Genomic DNA, 17379 nt, shown 5'->3' with positions numbered 1-17379 from the left:
ATGGCAAGCTATCTGATTTTGACTCCGCCTGGAGCGACGAACCGATCCGAAGCATCGGATCGGTATCGCGACGAAACACGATTCATCCGCGACGGCTTTTCATGGACGGCTTTCCTGTTTCCGACGCTCTGGATGCTCTTCCATCGGCTTTGGCTGCACGCGATCGCCGTCGTTCTGCTGCAGGGTATTGCGCTGGAACTGATACGCCAGCCGGGCTTTTTCGCCGCGGGGGCAGCACTTCTGCTTGGCGTGCATGTTCTTGTCGCTCTAGAAGGCCCGCATGCGATCAGCGATCGTCTCATCGGCCGCGGCTGGAAAGTGGAAAATCTCGTCTCGGCGCCTGATCTGGCAACTGCGGAGCAAATCCACTTTTCCGAACTTGAGCAGCAGCCAAACCGGAATATCCGTTCCGAAAATTGGGATATCCCGGCCAAAAACACCAATACCAGCCGCCCAGGCCCGAGCTTCGGCCTTCCCGGCTATGACGGAGGACGCTGACCATGCGGGTCGCGATTATCGACTATGGTTCCGGCAATCTGCGCTCGGCCACCAAGGCTTTCGAACGGGCTGCCCGCGAGGCAGGCATCGACGCAGAGATCGACCTGACCGATGATGCCGAGCGCGTTGCTACCGCCGACCGCATCGTGCTTCCCGGCGTCGGCGCCTATGCCGATTGCCGGCATGGCCTCGATGCCGTGCCCGGCATGGCAGAAGCCGTCGCCGACGTCGTGGAACACAAGGCCCGCCCCTTCCTTGGCATCTGCGTCGGCATGCAGCTGATGTCGTCGCGCGGGCTGGAAAAGACGATCACGAAAGGCTTCGGCTGGATCAAGGGTGACGTCAAGGAAATGACGCCGAGCGATCCCAACCTGAAAGTCCCGCAGATCGGCTGGAATACGCTGGATCTCCGCCACCCGCACGCGCTCTTCGACGGCATACCCACGGGGCCTGACGGCCTGCACGCCTATTTCGTACATTCCTACCATCTGGCCGCCGACCACGGCGACGATGTCATCGCAACCACAAGCTATGGCGGCGCGATGACCGCCTTCGTCGGTCGCGACAATATGGCGGGCTCGCAGTTCCATCCGGAAAAGAGCCAGAAGCTCGGCCTTGCCCTGATCGCAAATTTCCTGCGCTGGAAGCCATAAGGCTCGCGCTTCAAGGACAGACATCATGATTCTTTTTCCTGCTATCGACCTAAAAGACGGCCAATGCGTGCGCCTCAAGCTCGGCGACATGGAGCAGGCGACCGTCTACAACCCCGATCCCGGTGCCCAGGCGAAAGCCTTTGAAGACCAGGGCTTCGAATGGCTACATGTCGTCGATCTCAACGGCGCCTTCGCTGGCGAGACCGTCAACGGCGCCGCCGTCGATGCCATTCTTAAGGCGACGAAGAACCCGGTGCAGCTCGGCGGCGGTATCCGCACGCTCGACCACATCGAAAACTGGCTGTCGCGCGGGCTTGCCCGCGTTATCCTCGGCACCGTGGCAGTGCGCGATCCAGCGCTTGTCGTCGAAGCCTGCCGGCGTTATCCGGGCCATATTGCTGTCGGCATCGATGCCAAGGGCGGCAAGGTGGCGGTTGAGGGCTGGGCCGAAGCCTCCGAACTCGGCGTCATCGAACTCGCCAAGAAATTCGAAGGTGTCGGCGTTGCCGCGATCATCTACACCGACATCGACCGCGACGGCATTTTGACCGGCATCAACTGGGACTCGACGCTGGAACTGGCCGATGCCGTTTCCATCCCCGTCATCGCTTCCGGTGGGCTTGCCTCGCTCGTCGATATCAAGCGCATGATCCAGCCGGACGCCCGCAAACTGGAAGGTGCGATTTCCGGCCGCGCGCTTTATGATGGCCGGATCGATCCGAAAGAAGCACTGGCGCTGATCAAGCAGGCCAAGGAGGCAGCGCAATGACCCTGAAAGCCCGCGTCATCCCCTGCCTCGACGTCAAGGACGGCCGCGTCGTCAAGGGCGTCAACTTCGTCAATCTTATCGATGCCGGCGATCCGGTCGAGGCTGCCAAGGCCTATGACGCCGCCGGTGCTGACGAGCTATGCTTCCTCGACATCACGGCCTCTTCCGACAATCGCGACACCATTTTCGATGTTGTCGCCCGCACCGCCGAGCAGTGCTTTATGCCCGTTACGGTCGGCGGCGGCGTGCGCACCATTGCCGATATCCGCAAGCTGCTGCTCTGCGGCGCCGACAAGGTTTCGATCAACTCGGCGGCGGTCAACAATCCCGATTTCGTGGCTGAAGCGGCCGACAAGTTCGGCAACCAGTGCATCGTGGTATCCATCGATGCCAAGCGACGCCGGACCGAGGCGCTCGGCGGCGACAATCTGAGCGCCTGGGAAATCTACACCCACGGCGGCCGCATTGCGACCGGCATCGATGCCGTCGATTTTGCCCGCAAGATGGTCGAGCGCGGTGCCGGCGAGCTGCTCGTCACCTCCATGGACCGCGACGGCACCAAGGTCGGCTACGATCTGGAGCTGACACGGGCGATTGCCGATGCGGTGCGCGTGCCGGTTATCGCCTCAGGCGGCGTCGGCGATCTCGACGACCTCGTTGCCGGCGTCAAGGAAGGCCATGCGACGGCGGTGCTTGCCGCTTCGATCTTCCACTTCGGCACCTATTCGGTGGGCGAGGCAAAGCGCTATATGGCCGAGCGCGGCATTCCGATGCGGCTGGATTAGGAGACAGCGGACCAATGAGCGGATTTACCCTTTCCGACCTCGAACGAATCATCGAGGAACGCTCCAAGGCTTCGCCGGACGAATCCTGGACGGCGAAGCTTTTCGCCGCCGGCCAGCCGAAGGCAGCGAAGAAACTGGGCGAAGAAGCGATCGAAGCCGTGATGGCCGCGGTCACCAACGATCGCGACAACCTCGCCTACGAGGCGGCCGATCTGCTATATCATCTTTTAGTCGTATTGAAGATTGCCGGCATTCCGTTAGAGAATGTCATGGGTGAGCTCGAAAGGCGCACCGCCCAATCCGGCCTTCAGGAAAAGGCCAGCCGGTAAGAACGCGATGACAATAGCGACCAAGAGCGAGCCCGCGCCCGAGACACTCGATATTTTCGAGGCGAAGGCCTATTCGCCGTACTACTTCTTTTCCTCGGAAGAATGGGCGAAATTCCGGGCCGACACGCCGCTGACGCTGACATCAGACGAAGTGAAGCGACTGCGCTCCATGGGCGACCCGATCGATCTTGACGAAGTCAGGCGCATCTATCTGTCGCTGTCGCGGCTTTTGTCCTCGCATGTGGAATCCTCGCAGATCCTGTTCGAGCAGCGCAACCGCTTCCTCAGCCTCTCCGATATCGCCAAGACGCCCTTCGTCATCGGCATCGCCGGTTCGGTCGCGGTCGGCAAGTCCACGACAGCTCGTATCCTCAAGGAATTGCTGGGCCGCTGGCCGTCGAGCCCGAAGGTCGATCTGGTCACCACGGACGGCTTTCTCTATCCGAACGCCGAATTGCAGCGCCGCAACCTGATGCAGCGCAAGGGCTTTCCGGAAAGCTACGATACCGCAGCACTGCTGCGTTTCCTCTCGGCGATCAAGGCCGGCCAGCCGAATGTGCAGGCGCCTTCCTATTCGCACCTCGTCTACGACGTGCTGCCGAATGAATTCAAGACGGTCGACCGCCCGGATATCCTGATCTTCGAGGGCATCAACGTGCTGCAATCGCGGCATCTGCCGGCCGACGGCAAGATCGTGCCGATGGTCTCGGATTTCTTCGATTTCTCCATCTATATCGATGCCGACGAAGAACTCATCCACAACTGGTATGTCGCCCGTTTCATGCGGTTGCGCGAGACCGCCTTCCGCGATCCCAACTCCTTCTTCCATCGCTATGCCTCGATCAGCGAGGAAGAGGCGCTGGCGATCGCCGAGGGGCTCTGGAAGAACATCAATCTCAAGAACCTGCGCCAGAACATTCTGCCGACGCGGCCGCGCGCCGATCTCATCCTGCAGAAGGGCAAGAATCATCTAATCGAGCAGGTGGCGCTCAGAAAGCTCTGAGGCTCAGGGCTGAACACGCCGTAACGTCAGATTGATACGTCCACCATTCTTCAGCAATGTCGACGTTGCCGGATAGATGCGATCGACGCCGTGGAAGCATAGCCTGCCCTCGCCGCCGAGAACGACAATATCGCCGCTTGCAAGCTTGAAGGATAGCGTGCGATCATTGCGGTTGAGACCTCCGACCCGAAAGAGGCAGGTATTGCCGAGCGAGACCGATAGCACGGGCGCCTTGAGATCCTGTTCGTCGCGATCCTGATGCAGGCCCATGCGGGCATCGTCGCCATAGAAATTGACGAGGCAGGCTTCCGGCGGCTTTTCATAGCCAGCTATATCGCGCCAGAGATCGAGCAATTGCGGCGGCATGGGCGGCCACGGGCGACCGGTGACCGGATGGGTCGGCTGATAGCGATAGCCGCGCTGCTTGTCCGTCACCCAGCCGAGCGAACCGCAATTGGTCATGCGCACGGACATCTCCTTGCCGGTACCCGGCATGACCGGTGTGTAAAGCGGCGCCTCTGCCACGATGCTGCGAATCGTCTGGACGAGCGCTTCCTGGGTAGGGCGGTCGAGATATCCGGGGAGATGGCGAATTCCGTTGGGGAGCAGCATTTTGGTTTCCTGCAATGGTGCTGATCAGGTGAGCATATCATTGCCGCGCTATTGTGCCTGGCCCCTCACCCCCGCCCTCTCCCCGCAAGCGGGGCGAGGGGGTTTACCCTGCCTCAAGCCAGCCGCCGCAACTGAGAGTCTTGTTGTTTCGCTGTGTCGTCCCTTCTCCCCGCATGCGGGGAGAAGGCTAGGATGAGGGGCCGGGCAGACAGCGTCCACAAAACTGAACTCGCCCGACAAGCTACAATTTTACCCAGCCAAGCCAAAACTGCAGCCCGAAAACCAAATCTAGTCGCCGCCGACCTTGCCGCGCATCTTCTTGACCTCGGAGCGGCCGGATTTCTCCTTCAGCCGGCGCTCGATCGATCCCTTTGTCGGCTTGGTCTTTCGCCGCGGCGGCGGCGGCGGGGCGGCGGCTTCGAGGATCAGTTCCTTCAGCCGCTCGCGGGCGTCCTCGCGATTGCGGTCCTGGCTGCGGAAGCGGCTGGCCTCGATCATCAGAACGCCTTCCTTGGAAACCCGACGGCCGGCGAGCCGGATCGCATTCGCCTTGACGCGCTCGGTCAACGCGGGAGAATTCTGGAGATTGAAGAAAAGCTGGACCGCGGTCGCGACCTTGTTGACGTTTTGACCGCCAGGACCGCCCGCCAGAACGAATTGTTCCGTCAGTTCCCAGCCGGCAATGGTGATCCGGTCGTTAATGTAAAGCGCGTCGCTGGCCATGATTTTCTCCGCGCCTGTCTATCCCACATTGCATTGCGGTTGAAAACCACTGCCAGACAAAATGAAACCCGGCGAACTAGTCGCCGGGTTTCACGTGAGTCATTCCCGTTCTGGATGTTTATTCGGCTGCGACGCGGATTCCCGGTGCCGCATCGCGGACGTTGCCGTCCACATGATCCTCGAACTTGGCGAAGTTGGTGACGAACATCTGCACCAGCTTCTTGGCCTGTGCATCATAGGCTTCGCCATCGACCCAGGTGGAGCGCGGGTCTAGAATGGCCGTATCGACACCTTCGACGGCCACCGGAACCGCAAAGCCGAAATTCGCATCGATGCGGAATTCGACATTGTCGAGATCGCCCTTCAGGGCGGCCGCCAGCAGCGCGCGCGTCGCCTTGATCGGCATACGGCGTCCGGTGCCGTAAGCGCCGCCGGTCCAGCCAGTGTTAACCAGCCAGCAACGAGCGCCGTGGCGGGCGATCAGCTCCTTGAGGAGATTGCCGTATTCGGCCGGATGGCGCGGCATGAAGGGAGCGCCGAAGCAGGTCGAGAAGGTCGCTTCCGGCTCGACGACGCCCTTTTCGGTGCCGGCGACCTTGGCGGTGTAGCCGGACAGGAAGTGGTACATCGCCTGATCCGGTGTCAGCTTGGCGATCGGCGGCATGACGCCGAAAGCGTCCGCTGTCAGCATGATGATCGTCTCGGGATGACCGGTGATACCGGATTCCGAGGCATTCGGGATGAAATGCAGCGGGTAGGCGCTGCGGGTGTTTTCCGTCAGCGAGCCATCGTCGAGATCCGGCCGGCCATGCTCGTCGAGCACGACATTTTCCAGCACCGTGCCGAAACGGCGCGTCGTGGCATAGATTTCCGGCTCGGCTTCTGCCGAAAGGCGGATGGTCTTGGCATAGCAGCCGCCTTCGAAGTTGAAGATGCCGTTTTCGCCCCAGCCATGCTCGTCGTCGCCAATCAGCGTACGGGTGGGATCAGCCGACAGCGTTGTCTTGCCAGTGCCCGACAGGCCGAAGAAGATCGCGGCATCGCCTTCAGGGCCGACATTGGCCGAGCAGTGCATCGGCATGACGCCGCGCTCGGGCAGCATGTAGTTCAGCGCCGTGAATACCGATTTCTTCATCTCGCCGGCATAGGAGGTGCCGCCGATCAGGACAATGCCATTGACGAAGTCGCAGGCGATGACCGTTTCGGTGCGGCAACCATGGCGCTCGGGATCGGCGCGGAAGCTTGGCAGGTCGATGATCGTCAGCTGCGGTACGAAGCTTTCGAGCTCAGAGCGATCGGGGCGGATCAGCAGGTTGCGGATGAACAGCGAATGCCAGGCGAATTCGGTGATGACACGCGTCGGCAGAGCATATTCGGCATCGGCACCGCCGATCAGATCCTGCACGAACAGGTCCTTGCCGCGGGCATGGGCCAGCATGTCCTCGTGCAGCAGCGCGAAATGCTCCGGCGACATCGGCTTGTTGTTGTCCCACCAGATCTGGTCTTCGGTGGTGGCGTTGCGCACCACGAACTTGTCCTTCGGCGAACGGCCGGTGTGCTGTCCGGTCAAGGCCCTGAGCGCGCCGTCGGCGGTCAGATCGGCTTCGCAACGGCGAATCGCCTCTTCGTAAAGATGGGCTTCCATGAGGTTGTAACGCACACTGGCGGCGGCTCCCAGGCCGATCGATCCCAGTTCAGTCGCGGGATTGCGGACGCCGAATTGCTCCATCACTTTTTCCTCTACAAGGGGCTTGGCCGTTAGAATTATCTAAAGCGTAGAGGGGTCTTTTTAAAAGCACAAGAGCCTGCCGTGAGAAATATTTAATGATATCAGTTATTTAATCGATTTAAATAAATTTCCACAATTTTAAATCGTTTGAATAGCGGGCCGCGGGACGTTACGTCACACAACCCTTGCGCAAGGGTTTTTCTCCGCAACAATCCTCCCCTTTATCTTTGCCACAATTTGTTCCACCTTTATCCCCATAAGCGCGCCAGGTTACCGCCGACCGAGCTGGCAGACCGCCTGGGCTGGATTCCAAATCCGGGAGACGCGCACTGATGACGGAGACGAACACCATGTTGACAATCGCGCTCGTTGACGACGACCGCAATATCCTGACTTCCGTTTCGATTGCCTTGGAAGCAGAGGGATATAAGGTAGAGACCTACACGGACGGAGCCTCGGCGCTGGACGGCCTGCTTGCCCGGCCGCCGCAACTGGCGATCTTCGATATCAAGATGCCTCGCATGGATGGCATGGAGCTTCTGCGCCGCCTGCGCCAGAAATCCGATATACCAGTGATTTTCCTGACCTCGAAGGACGAGGAAATCGACGAACTCTTCGGCCTGAAGATGGGCGCCGACGATTTCATCACCAAGCCGTTCTCGCAGCGCCTGCTGGTCGAACGCGTCAAGGCCGTTCTCCGCCGTGCGTCCGCTCGCGAAGCCGCAAATGCTGCCGGCGGCGCAACCGCCGCCAAGCCGGGTGCTGCGCAGCAGGCCCGCTCGCTGGAACGCGGACAGCTCGTCATGGACCAGGAACGCCATACCTGCACCTGGAAGGGCGAGCCGGTGACGCTCACCGTCACCGAATTCCTCATCCTGCATTCGCTTGCCCAGCGCCCCGGCGTGGTCAAGAGCCGCGATGCCCTGATGGATGCGGCCTATGACGAGCAGGTCTATGTCGACGACCGCACGATCGACAGCCACATCAAGCGGCTGCGCAAGAAATTCAAGATGGTCGACCTCGATTTTGATATGATCGAGACGCTGTATGGCGTCGGCTACCGCTTCCGTGAAGCTGCATAAGAGTCAACTGGACCATACGGCGGACGATGGAATAAGAGCAGGCGGACGGGGTCGCGAATCCCGTTCTTCGAAAGGGCCGTAGGCTTGGCACAGCTGGTGCAGGACAGGGATATAGACGACTCGGAAAGCCTGAGCGGCGCTCGGATCGCGCGCCGGCGCTGGACTCATCCCTTCGTGCTGATCCGCCGCATCTTCGGCAATGCAGTCTTTTCGAGCCTGACGCGGCGCATCCTGTTCTTCAATCTGGCCGCCCTCGTCGTTCTGGTCGGCGGTATCCTGTACCTCAACCAGTTCCGCGAAGGCCTGATCGATGCCCGCGTCGAGAGCCTCTTGACACAGGGCGAGATCATCGCCGGTGCCGTCTCGGCCTCGGCATCGGTCGATACCAACTCCATCACCATCGATCCGCAGAAACTGCTGGAACTGCAGGCCGGCCAGAGCATCACGCCCGTTCCGAACGATGAGGATCTCGAATTCCCGATCGATCCGGAAAAGGTGGCGCCGGTGCTGACGCGGCTGATCTCGCCGACACGCACCCGCGCCCGCATCTTCGATGCCGATGCCAACTTGCTGCTCGACAGCCGCCATCTTTATTCGCGCGGTCAAGTGCTGCGCTACGACCTGCCCCCCGTCGACGACGAGAAGCAGAGCTGGTCCGACTGGTTCAGCGGCCTGCTCAACAAGATGCTGCAGCCGGGTAACCTGCCTGTCTACAAGGAAGCGCCCGGCGGCGACGGTTCGATCTATCCGGAAGTCATGAATGCGCTGACCGGCGTGCGCGGTGCTGTTGTCCGCACCACGGAGAAGGGCGAGCTGATCGTTTCGGTCGCCGTGCCGATCCAGCGCTTCCGCGCCGTTCTCGGTGTCTTGCTGCTTTCGACCCAGGCCGGCGACATCGACAAGATCGTTCATGCCGAGCGTCTTGCCATTATGCGCGTCTTTGGCGTTGCGACGCTGGTTAACGTCGTGCTCTCGCTGCTTTTATCCTCCACCATCGCCAATCCGCTGCGCCGGCTTTCGGCTGCGGCCATCCGCGTGCGCCGCGGTGGGGCGAAGGAACGCGAGGAAATCCCTGACTTTTCCGCCCGCCAGGACGAGATCGGCAACCTGTCGATCGCATTGCGCGACATGACATCGGCACTCTATGATCGCATCGATGCCATCGAGAGTTTTGCAGCCGACGTCAGCCACGAGCTGAAAAACCCGTTGACGTCGCTGCGCAGCGCTGTCGAAACGCTGCCGCTCGCCAAGAGCGATGATTCGAAGAAGCGGCTGATGGACGTGATTCAGCACGACGTGCGCCGCCTCGACCGCCTGATCAGTGATATCTCCGATGCATCGCGCCTTGACGCCGAACTTGCGCGCCCGGATGCGAAGTCGCTCGATCTGGAAGTACTGCTGCGCGACATGATCGATATTTCCAGACAAGTCGGACACAGCAAGAAGGCCGTCGAAATCGAATATGTCGTCGACCGCAAGCCGGGCAACAAGACGAATTTCTCCGTCGAGGGTCACGATCTGCGCATCGGTCAGATCGTCACCAATCTCATCGAAAACGCACGATCCTTCGTCCCGGCGGAAACCGGCAAGATCACCGTGCGGCTGACGCGGACGCGGACGCGTTGCGTCATCTATATCGAAGATAACGGTCCCGGCATTCAGGCCGAAAATATCGACCGCATCTTCGAACGCTTCTATACCGACCGGCCTGAATCCGAAGGTTTCGGGCAGAATTCCGGCCTCGGCCTTTCGATCAGCCGGCAGATCGCCGAAGCGCATGGCGGCTCGCTACGCGCCGAGAATATCGTCGACAGCGATGGCTCGACGCTGCTCGGGGCACGGTTTATCCTGTCGCTTCCCGCCCAGACACAGGCGTGAGCGCTCGCATGACCGGCGAAGCGACCAATATCCACGCCACGGCGATCACCATCGGCAGGACCGGGCTCCTGTTTCTCGGTCCTTCGGGCAGCGGCAAATCCGCCCTCGCCTTTTCGTGCCTTGCCGCTGCCAAACCGCTCGGACTGACTGCAAGCCTTATTGCCGACGACCGGGTGCTGATCAGCGAGCAAAGTGGCTCCGTGATTGCGAAATGCCCGCCCTCCATCGAAGGGCTCATGGAAATCCGCTATACCGGCATCGTCCGGATGCCTTACATTTCCGAAGGCGAAATGCACTTCGCCGTCCGCCCTGTCGATCCGGCCACGGCGGAAAGGATGCCGCCGGAAGACGAGCAGGTCGATATAACCCGCTCCATCCGGTTGCCCGTGATCCGCCTGGCCGCAACCTCCGCGAATCCGCTGGCCGTAATAATAGCGAAAATCGGCGCGAGTTTCCGCTAATCGGCCATTTAGGCCCGAACAGGCATGCAAATCCTATATTTTAAGCTTGCACTTCGCCTTTTCATCGCCAAGATGTCCCCCCACCGGTGGACGACATTGCTGCATTGCGATATTGGCCACCTGTTTGCGTATGCCATGGGAGCAGTAATATCATGATTGGACTTGTGCTTGTCACTCATGGCAAGCTGGCTGAAGAGTTTCGGCATGCCGTCGAGCATGTCGTTGGTCCGCAGAAGTTCATAGAGACGGTATGCATCGGTCCCGAAGACGACATGGACAAGCGGCGGCAGGACATTCTGCAGGCCGTTGCCGGCGCCGATGACGGGCACGGCGTCATCATCCTCACCGACATGTTCGGCGGCACTCCTTCCAATCTCGCAATCTCCGTCATGAATAGCGGCCATACCGAGGTCATCGCCGGCGTCAATTTGCCGATGCTGATCAAGCTCGCGGGCGTACGCGGCGACAACAACATGGAAAGAGCTCTGGTGGAGGCCTCAGAGGCCGGGCGCAAATATATCAACGTGGCCAGCCGTGTGCTCAGTGGCAAATAACGAGGCAAACACCGCTCCCATGACCGAGCTTTCCCGGGAACTCCTGATCATCAACAAGCGGGGCCTGCATGCCCGTGCCTCCGCGAAATTCGTCCAGACTGTCGAAGCCTACGACGCCGTGATCACCGTTTCAAAAGACGGCACCACGGTCGGCGGAACTTCGATCATGGGCCTGATGATGCTGGCAGCCAGCCCGGGCTGCAGCGTGCTTGTCGCAGCAAGCGGCAATCAGGCAGCCGAAGCGCTCGAGGCACTCGACCAACTGGTCGCCAACAAGTTCGGCGAGGAAATGTAGGCTTTTCCGCCTGCTATCGCGGATATAAAGACATAAAGACTTCTTTATATCATTATTGATTTCCACCCTGAAGCCTGCTACACGGCATCATCCACACGCTGTCAGCGTGCAATTCTTGTTGCATTCGGCCGAGGCGTCTGCCCGCGGCGCGACTGCATCGTTCAGGCTGGAGACCTTCATGAGCACTGAAAAGGACTACATCGTCGCGGATATCGGCCTTGCCGACTTCGGCCGCAAGGAAATCACGATCGCCGAAACCGAGATGCCGGGGCTGATGGCCTGCCGCGCCGAATTCGGCGAAGCGCAGCCGCTCAAGGGCGCCCGCATCACCGGCTCGCTGCACATGACGATCCAGACGGCCGTTCTCATCGAGACGCTGGTGGCACTCGGCGCTCAGGTGCGCTGGGCATCCTGCAACATCTTCTCGACGCAGGACCATGCCGCCGCCGCAATCGCCGCATCCGGCGTTCCGGTCTTTGCCGTCAAGGGCGAGAGCCTCGAAGATTATTGGATCTATACCGACAAGATCTTCCAGTGGGCCGATGGCGGTCTTTCCAACATGATCCTCGACGATGGCGGCGATGCCACCATGTACATCCTGCTCGGCGCCCGCGCCGAAGCCGGTGAGGACGTGCTCTCCAACCCGCATTCGGAAGAAGAAGAAATCCTCTTCGCGCAGATCAAGAAGCGCCTTCAGGCAACGCCTGGCTGGTTCACCAAGCAGCGCGATGCCATCAAGGGTGTGACCGAAGAAACCACGACGGGCGTCAACCGCCTCTACCAGCTCAGCCAAAAGGGCCTTCTGCCCTTCCCGGCCATCAACGTCAACGACAGCGTCACCAAGTCGAAGTTCGACAACAAGTACGGCTGCAAGGAATCGCTGGTCGACGGTATCCGCCGTGCCACCGACGTCATGATGGCCGGCAAGGTCGCCGTCGTCTGCGGCTATGGCGATGTCGGCAAGGGTTCTGCCGCTTCGCTCTCCGGGGCCGGTGCTCGCGTCAAGGTCACGGAAGTCGACCCGATCTGCGCACTGCAGGCTGCCATGGACGGCTATGAAGTCGTTCAGCTCGAGGACGTCGTTTCCTCGGCCGACATCTTCATCACCACGACCGGCAACAAGGACGTCATCCGCATCGACCACATGCGTGCGATGAAGGACATGGCGATCGTCGGCAACATCGGCCACTTCGATAACGAAATCCAGGTTGCCGCCCTGCGGAACCAGAAATGGACGAACATCAAGCCGCAGGTCGACATGGTCGAATTCTCCAAGGGCAACCGCATCATCCTGCTCTCGGAAGGCCGTCTCCTGAATCTTGGCAACGCCACCGGTCACCCGTCCTTCGTGATGTCGGCTTCCTTCACCAACCAGACGCTGGCGCAGATCGAGCTCTTCACCAAGCCCGGCCAGTACAAGAACGAAGTCTACGTCCTGCCGAAGCACCTCGACGAGAAGGTTGCCCGCCTGCATCTTGCCAAGCTCGGCGTGAAGCTGACGGAGCTTTCGGAAGAGCAGGCATCGTATATCGGCGTCACGCCGAAGGGCCCGTTCAAGTCCGACCACTACAGATACTGATTATTAAAACAGTATCCACAACATCTTGTGGCCCTGGCATTGACAAATGCCGGGGCTTATTTTTTAGCCAGCTCCCTTCCCCCAGATTCTCCTAGGCAGTATTGTTTTTACACTTGATTCGTGACGAACCGGGCGTGCCCGGAGCCATGAAAATGGGATGTCTTGTCAGGATGCGGCACAGTAGAGCCGGATGATTTTAGGTCTGCTCGACCTAAAATCTGAATCCGCTCCACAATCAGATGAGTAGAGCATGATGTCATCCGAAAACCGCTTACACTTTTCGGCATCATGCTCTGAAGGACGGAGACAGACCTCTTATGTTTGAAGGGGAAGACAACCTGCATCAGCCAGCGTTACGCCGAGCGGCGACGCTGTTGCTGCAGGGCGGTGCACATCGGCTCCCGGCGGGGGCGAAGCAGGTCAAGGGCCGGCTCGCTCGCCTGAGCCGATTGTTGAAGCTCAGCGTTTTCGGCGGCCTGTTGACCGGTTTGACCGGACCCGTTCTTGCGCAGGGCAATGACGCTGCTCAGACGAGCATGCGCCTCTTCACCTCGTCGGAAATGGCCGTCTTCTCCGTTATCATCGGCGTGATTTCCGCCGCACTTCTCTCGACCATGTGGATGGTTCGGCAGCGCGGCAATATGGAAAGCGAAAGCCGCGAGATTCGCACGGCCCTTTCAGATGCCAATCAGCGTATTTCCCAGTATCAGGCTTTGATTGCCGACAAGAACCGCCGGATCGTCATCTGGGATGGCCAGAATGCCCGGCCGGAACTGCTCGGCCAGCTGCCGGTCGAGACGGGCGCGCCGCAGGACAATGAATTCCTCGCCTTCGGGCGCTGGCTGAAATCATGGTCGGCTGGCGAGCTCGACAAGGCAATCGACAAGCTGCGTAGCAGCGGTCAGAGCTTCGATATGGTGGTCGAAACCAACCGCGACGAAATCCTGGAAGCGCAGGGCCGCATTTCCGGCGGGCGAGCTTTCGTCCGCTTCATCGCTCTCAACAATCTGCGTGCCGAACTCGCCGAGCTGAAGATCGAGCGCGATCGGCTGATGACCTCGATCTCCGCATTTCAGAATCTGCTCGATGCCATCGACCTGCCGGTCTGGCAGCGCGACGCGGAAGGCAAGCTCACCTGGGTCAATCAGGCCTATGGCGAGGCCGTGGAAGCGGTTTCGACCGATGAAGCGGTGCGCGAGGGGCGGGAATTCCTGACGACCGTGGCTCGCGAACGCATTCGCGCGGCTGCCACACCGGAGTCGCCATTCCACGACAAGATTTCGACCGTCGTACACGGCAATCGAACCTTCTTCGACGTTATCGACGTCAAATCGCCAAACGGCTCGGCCGGCATTGCGATCGATGTTTCCGAAGCAGAAGCGGTTCGCGCCGAGCTGGCCCGTACGCTGAAGAGCCACGCCGAGACCCTCGACCATCTGGCGACACCGGTTGCGATTTTCGATGGCGACAGGCGGCTGCAATTCTACAATCAGGCTTTCGTCCAGCTGTGGGAACTCGATATTGCTTTCCTCGAGAAACGACCCGACAACGGCGAGCTCCTGGACAGGCTGCGCGGCGCCAAGAAGCTGCCGGAACAGCTGAACTGGAAGACCTGGAAGGACGACGTCCTTTCGGTCTATCGTGCGCTCGATACGCAAACGGATCTCTGGCATCTGCCAAACGGCCAGATTCTCAAGGTTTTCGCGACCGCGCATCCGCAGGGTGGCGCCACATGGGTCTTCGAGAACCTGACCGAGCAGGTCGATCTTGAAACGCGCTACAACACGCTGGTCAAGGTCCAGGGCGAGACCATCGATCACCTCTCGGAAGGCGTCGCCGTTTTCGGCCCCGATGGTCGCATTCGGCTCTCGAACCCCGCCTTTCGCATTCTCTGGAACATTACCGAGGCACAGGCCAAGCCCGGCACGCATATCCAGGCTCTGGCGGAGGCATGCTCGCCTTCCTACGACCGGCCGGATGGCTGGAAGCGGTTTGCCGAGCAGATCACCAGTTTCGACGACGAGCGGCCCTCATCGCAGGGCACATTGGAACTTTACTCCAATCTCGTGCTCGACTATGCCGTCATTCCGCTGCCGAATGCGCAGACCATGCTGACCTTCGTCAACAAGACCGACAGCGTTCGCGCCGAGCGCGCCCTGACCGAAAAGAATGAAGCGCTGCTGAAGGCCGACGAGCTAAAGAACGATTTCGTCCAGCACGTCTCCTACGAGCTGCGTTCGCCGCTGACCAACATCATCGGCTTCACCGACCTCCTGAAGACGCCGGGCATCGGCTCGCTGAACGATCGGCAAGCGGAATATATCGACCATATCTCGACCTCCTCTTCGGTGCTGCTGACACTGGTCAACGACATTCTCGACCTTGCGACGGTCGATGCCGGCATCATGCGCCTGAATTATTCCGAAATCGTGCTCAACGACCTGCTCGACGAAGTGTCGATGCAGATCGCAGATCGGCTTCAGGAAAGCGGCGTGATGCTTGAGATCACCGTGCCAGCGCATCTCGGCTCTATTGTCGCCGACCAGCAGCGACTGAAGCAGATCCTGCTCAAACTTCTGACCAATGCCGCCAATTTCGCGCCCGAGGGATCGACGATCTCGCTGAAATGCGGACGCGAAGGTACGGATTTCGTCTTCTCTGTCTCGGACAAAGGTCCAGGCATCCCGGAGGATTTGATCAACACGGTTTTCAACCGCTTCGCCTCCGGCGCCAAGGGTGGCAAGCGCAGCGGCGCCGGCCTCGGCCTTTCCATCGTCGAAAGCTTCGTCAGTCTGCATGAGGGCGAGGTTTCGATCGAAAGCCAGGCGGGCAAGGGAACGACGGTCACCTGTCGAATTCCTTCGGCCGAACTGCCCCACTCCGTCGCAGCAGAATGACAGCCTCAGAGAGCAGCATTTCCCTCTTCCTCGCAGATGACGCAGCCACGGCTCAGCTCGGCGAGGATCTGGCACTAGCCCTGAAGGTCGGCGATTGTCTGGCGCTATCGGGCGATCTCGGCGCGGGAAAATCCTCGCTCGCTCGCGCGTTGCTGCGCGCCATGGCCGACGATGCCGAACTGGACGTGCCGAGCCCGACCTTTACCCTCGTGCAATCCTACGAGCTGCGCATCCCGGTCTCGCATTTCGATCTCTATCGCCTTGGCGACCCCAGCGAATTGACGGAGCTCGGCTTCGACGAAGCCCTGCAAACCGGCATCTGCCTTGTCGAGTGGCCCGAAATGGCCGAAGGCGAGCTGCCGAAGGAACGCATCGATCTCAAACTGACGCATGAGGGCGAAGGACGGCGCGCCGTCCTCACGGCACCGGACAAGCAGATGGCACGCATTGAGCGCGTGCTTGCTATCCGCGCCTTTCTCGATTCACACGGCTATCGCAGTGCCGCCAGACGTTTCCTCACCGGCGATGCCTCGCTGCGGGCCTACGAGTCCCTTTATCCTGCCGATGGCAGCGACCGCGTGATCCTGATGGACTGGCCGCGCCTGCCGGAAGGGCCGCCCGTGCTCGACGGGAAACCCTATCCAAAAGTCGCGCATCTTGCCTGGGATACTTATCCCTTCGTGGCAATCGCCAATATCCTCGGAGAAAATGGCTTCGCCGCCCCTCAAATTTTCGCCGCCGACTACAATCTCGGCATTCTTCTGATCGAGGATCTCGGCACCGACGGCGTGCTCGATGCGGAGGGCAAGCCGATCGCCGAGCGTTATCGGGCTAGCGTCGCCTGCCTTGCGCATCTGCACAGCCTTTCCATTCCTCGCGACATCCCGGTCACGCCGGATCACATCCATCACATTCCGGATTTCGACCGGACTGCGATGAAGATGGAAGCGCGGCTGCTGCTCGACTGGCATCTGCCCTGGAAGCGCGGCACGCCGGCAAGCGACGAGGAACGGGCCGACTATCTGGCGATCTGGGACAGACTGATCGATCAGCTCGACGACGCGGAAAAGAACCTGCTGCTGCGCGACATGCATTCGCCGAACATCATCTGGCGGGCGCATGAACAGGGTATCAAGCGCGTCGGCATCATCGATTTCCAGGATGCGATGATCGGGCCGACCTCGTACGATGTCGCCTCGCTCGTGCAGGATGCGCGGGTGACGATCGAGCGCGATCTGCATGATCAGCTGATGGCTGACTATCTCGCACTTCGTCACGCCCAGGGCGGCTTCGACGAGGCGAAATTCCTGAAGAGCTGGGCGATCATGTCGGCACAGCGCAATTGCAAGCTTGCCGGCCTTTGGGTGCGGCTCTTACAGCGTGACGGCAAGCCAGGATATTTGAAGCATATGCCGCGCACGCTCGCCTATCTCGCCATCGCCTTCGAGCACGAAGCGCTCGCGCCTCTCAAGGAATGGTGCGAGAAGGCCGGGATTGGCCGGGCATAACGGCCAGAGACCGGCGACGGCTTT

At 60.3% G+C, this 17379-nt stretch carries 17 protein-coding genes; 14 read left to right on the top strand and 3 right to left on the bottom strand.

Features of this window, described 5'->3' with window-relative positions; genetic code table 11:
- From FHX05_RS24660 to coaA, 6 genes are read left to right on the top strand one after another with little or no spacing between them, the layout of a single operon-like run.
- Entirely contained in the window at positions 1 to 498 is a 498-nt protein-coding gene (locus FHX05_RS24660; RefSeq protein WP_183875110.1) for a DUF2628 domain-containing protein, read from the top strand.
- Positions 499 to 500: 2 nt separating this feature from the next.
- The gene (hisH, locus tag FHX05_RS24655; RefSeq protein ID WP_183875108.1) at positions 501 to 1151 is read left to right on the top strand and encodes an imidazole glycerol phosphate synthase subunit HisH; all 651 of its coding nucleotides are present in this window, start codon (positions 501 to 503) and stop codon (positions 1149 to 1151) included.
- A gap of 25 nt (positions 1152 to 1176) precedes the next feature.
- The gene (gene hisA, locus FHX05_RS24650; protein ID WP_183875106.1) at positions 1177 to 1920 is read left to right on the top strand and encodes a 1-(5-phosphoribosyl)-5-[(5-phosphoribosylamino)methylideneamino]imidazole-4-carboxamide isomerase; all 744 of its coding nucleotides are present in this window, start codon (positions 1177 to 1179) and stop codon (positions 1918 to 1920) included.
- On the top strand, positions 1917 to 2705 hold the full coding sequence (gene hisF / locus FHX05_RS24645) for an imidazole glycerol phosphate synthase subunit HisF (RefSeq protein ID WP_112607008.1): 789 nt from the start codon (positions 1917 to 1919) through the stop codon (positions 2703 to 2705). The genes hisA and hisF overlap by 4 nt, the downstream gene beginning before the upstream one ends.
- A 14-nt stretch (positions 2706 to 2719) precedes the next feature.
- Positions 2720 to 3034 carry a phosphoribosyl-ATP diphosphatase gene (locus FHX05_RS24640; RefSeq protein ID WP_112607006.1) on the top strand — a complete coding sequence of 105 codons (315 nt, stop codon included), beginning with the start codon at positions 2720 to 2722 and terminating at the stop codon, positions 3032 to 3034.
- A gap of 7 nt (positions 3035 to 3041) precedes the next feature.
- Positions 3042 to 4037 (top strand): type I pantothenate kinase, encoded by a 996-nt coding sequence (coaA, locus tag FHX05_RS24635; RefSeq protein ID WP_112400225.1) that lies wholly within the window; start codon positions 3042 to 3044, stop codon positions 4035 to 4037.
- Between the two features lie 3 nt (positions 4038 to 4040).
- On the opposite strand, the gene FHX05_RS24630 is transcribed toward coaA, so the two are convergent.
- The 3 genes from FHX05_RS24630 to FHX05_RS24620 all read right to left on the bottom strand — a co-directional run bounded on the left by FHX05_RS24630 (position 4041) and on the right by FHX05_RS24620 (position 7101).
- On the bottom strand, positions 4041 to 4649 hold the full coding sequence (locus tag FHX05_RS24630; RefSeq protein ID WP_183875104.1) for an alpha-ketoglutarate-dependent dioxygenase AlkB: 609 nt from the start codon (positions 4647 to 4649) through the stop codon (positions 4041 to 4043).
- Between the two features lie 288 nt (positions 4650 to 4937).
- Positions 4938 to 5372, bottom strand: coding sequence for an alternative ribosome rescue aminoacyl-tRNA hydrolase ArfB (gene arfB / locus FHX05_RS24625; RefSeq protein ID WP_112607002.1), 435 nt, complete (start codon positions 5370 to 5372; stop codon positions 4938 to 4940).
- 118 nt (positions 5373 to 5490) lie between these two features.
- Positions 5491 to 7101, bottom strand: coding sequence for a phosphoenolpyruvate carboxykinase (locus FHX05_RS24620; RefSeq protein WP_183875102.1), 1611 nt, complete (start codon positions 7099 to 7101; stop codon positions 5491 to 5493).
- 350 nt (positions 7102 to 7451) lie between these two features.
- Here FHX05_RS24620 and FHX05_RS24615 point away from each other — a divergent pair, with 350 nt between their 5' ends.
- The 8 genes from FHX05_RS24615 (at position 7452) to tsaE (ending at position 17355) form a co-directional block, all read left to right on the top strand.
- Entirely contained in the window at positions 7452 to 8183 is a 732-nt protein-coding gene (locus FHX05_RS24615) for a response regulator transcription factor (protein WP_210294983.1), read from the top strand.
- 84 nt (positions 8184 to 8267) lie between these two features.
- Positions 8268 to 10061, top strand: a complete 1794-nt coding sequence (locus FHX05_RS24610) for a sensor histidine kinase (protein WP_183875100.1) — start codon at positions 8268 to 8270, stop codon at positions 10059 to 10061.
- A gap of 8 nt (positions 10062 to 10069) precedes the next feature.
- A complete protein-coding gene (locus FHX05_RS24605; RefSeq protein ID WP_183875099.1) occupies positions 10070 to 10522 on the top strand; it encodes an HPr kinase/phosphorylase in 453 nt (150 codons plus the stop codon).
- A gap of 152 nt (positions 10523 to 10674) precedes the next feature.
- Positions 10675 to 11076, top strand: coding sequence for a PTS sugar transporter subunit IIA (locus FHX05_RS24600; protein ID WP_015338202.1), 402 nt, complete (start codon positions 10675 to 10677; stop codon positions 11074 to 11076).
- Positions 11077 to 11095: 19 nt separating this feature from the next.
- Entirely contained in the window at positions 11096 to 11371 is a 276-nt protein-coding gene (locus FHX05_RS24595; RefSeq protein WP_015338201.1) for an HPr family phosphocarrier protein, read from the top strand.
- Between the two features lie 178 nt (positions 11372 to 11549).
- Entirely contained in the window at positions 11550 to 12950 is a 1401-nt protein-coding gene (ahcY, locus tag FHX05_RS24590) for an adenosylhomocysteinase (protein WP_112338580.1), read from the top strand.
- Positions 12951 to 13267: 317 nt separating this feature from the next.
- Positions 13268 to 15847 (top strand): PAS domain-containing sensor histidine kinase, encoded by a 2580-nt coding sequence (locus tag FHX05_RS24585; RefSeq protein ID WP_183875097.1) that lies wholly within the window; start codon positions 13268 to 13270, stop codon positions 15845 to 15847.
- Positions 15844 to 17355, top strand: coding sequence for a tRNA (adenosine(37)-N6)-threonylcarbamoyltransferase complex ATPase subunit type 1 TsaE (gene tsaE / locus FHX05_RS24580; RefSeq protein WP_183875095.1), 1512 nt, complete (start codon positions 15844 to 15846; stop codon positions 17353 to 17355). The genes FHX05_RS24585 and tsaE overlap by 4 nt, the downstream gene beginning before the upstream one ends.
- Positions 17356 to 17379 lie beyond the last annotated feature (24 nt).

The organism is Rhizobium sp. BK491 (assembly GCF_014194925.1).
Classification (GTDB): domain Bacteria; phylum Pseudomonadota; class Alphaproteobacteria; order Rhizobiales; family Rhizobiaceae; genus Rhizobium.
The sequence above is the reverse complement of the archived record's forward strand: the minus strand, read 5'-3'. Positions and strand labels throughout refer to the sequence as shown.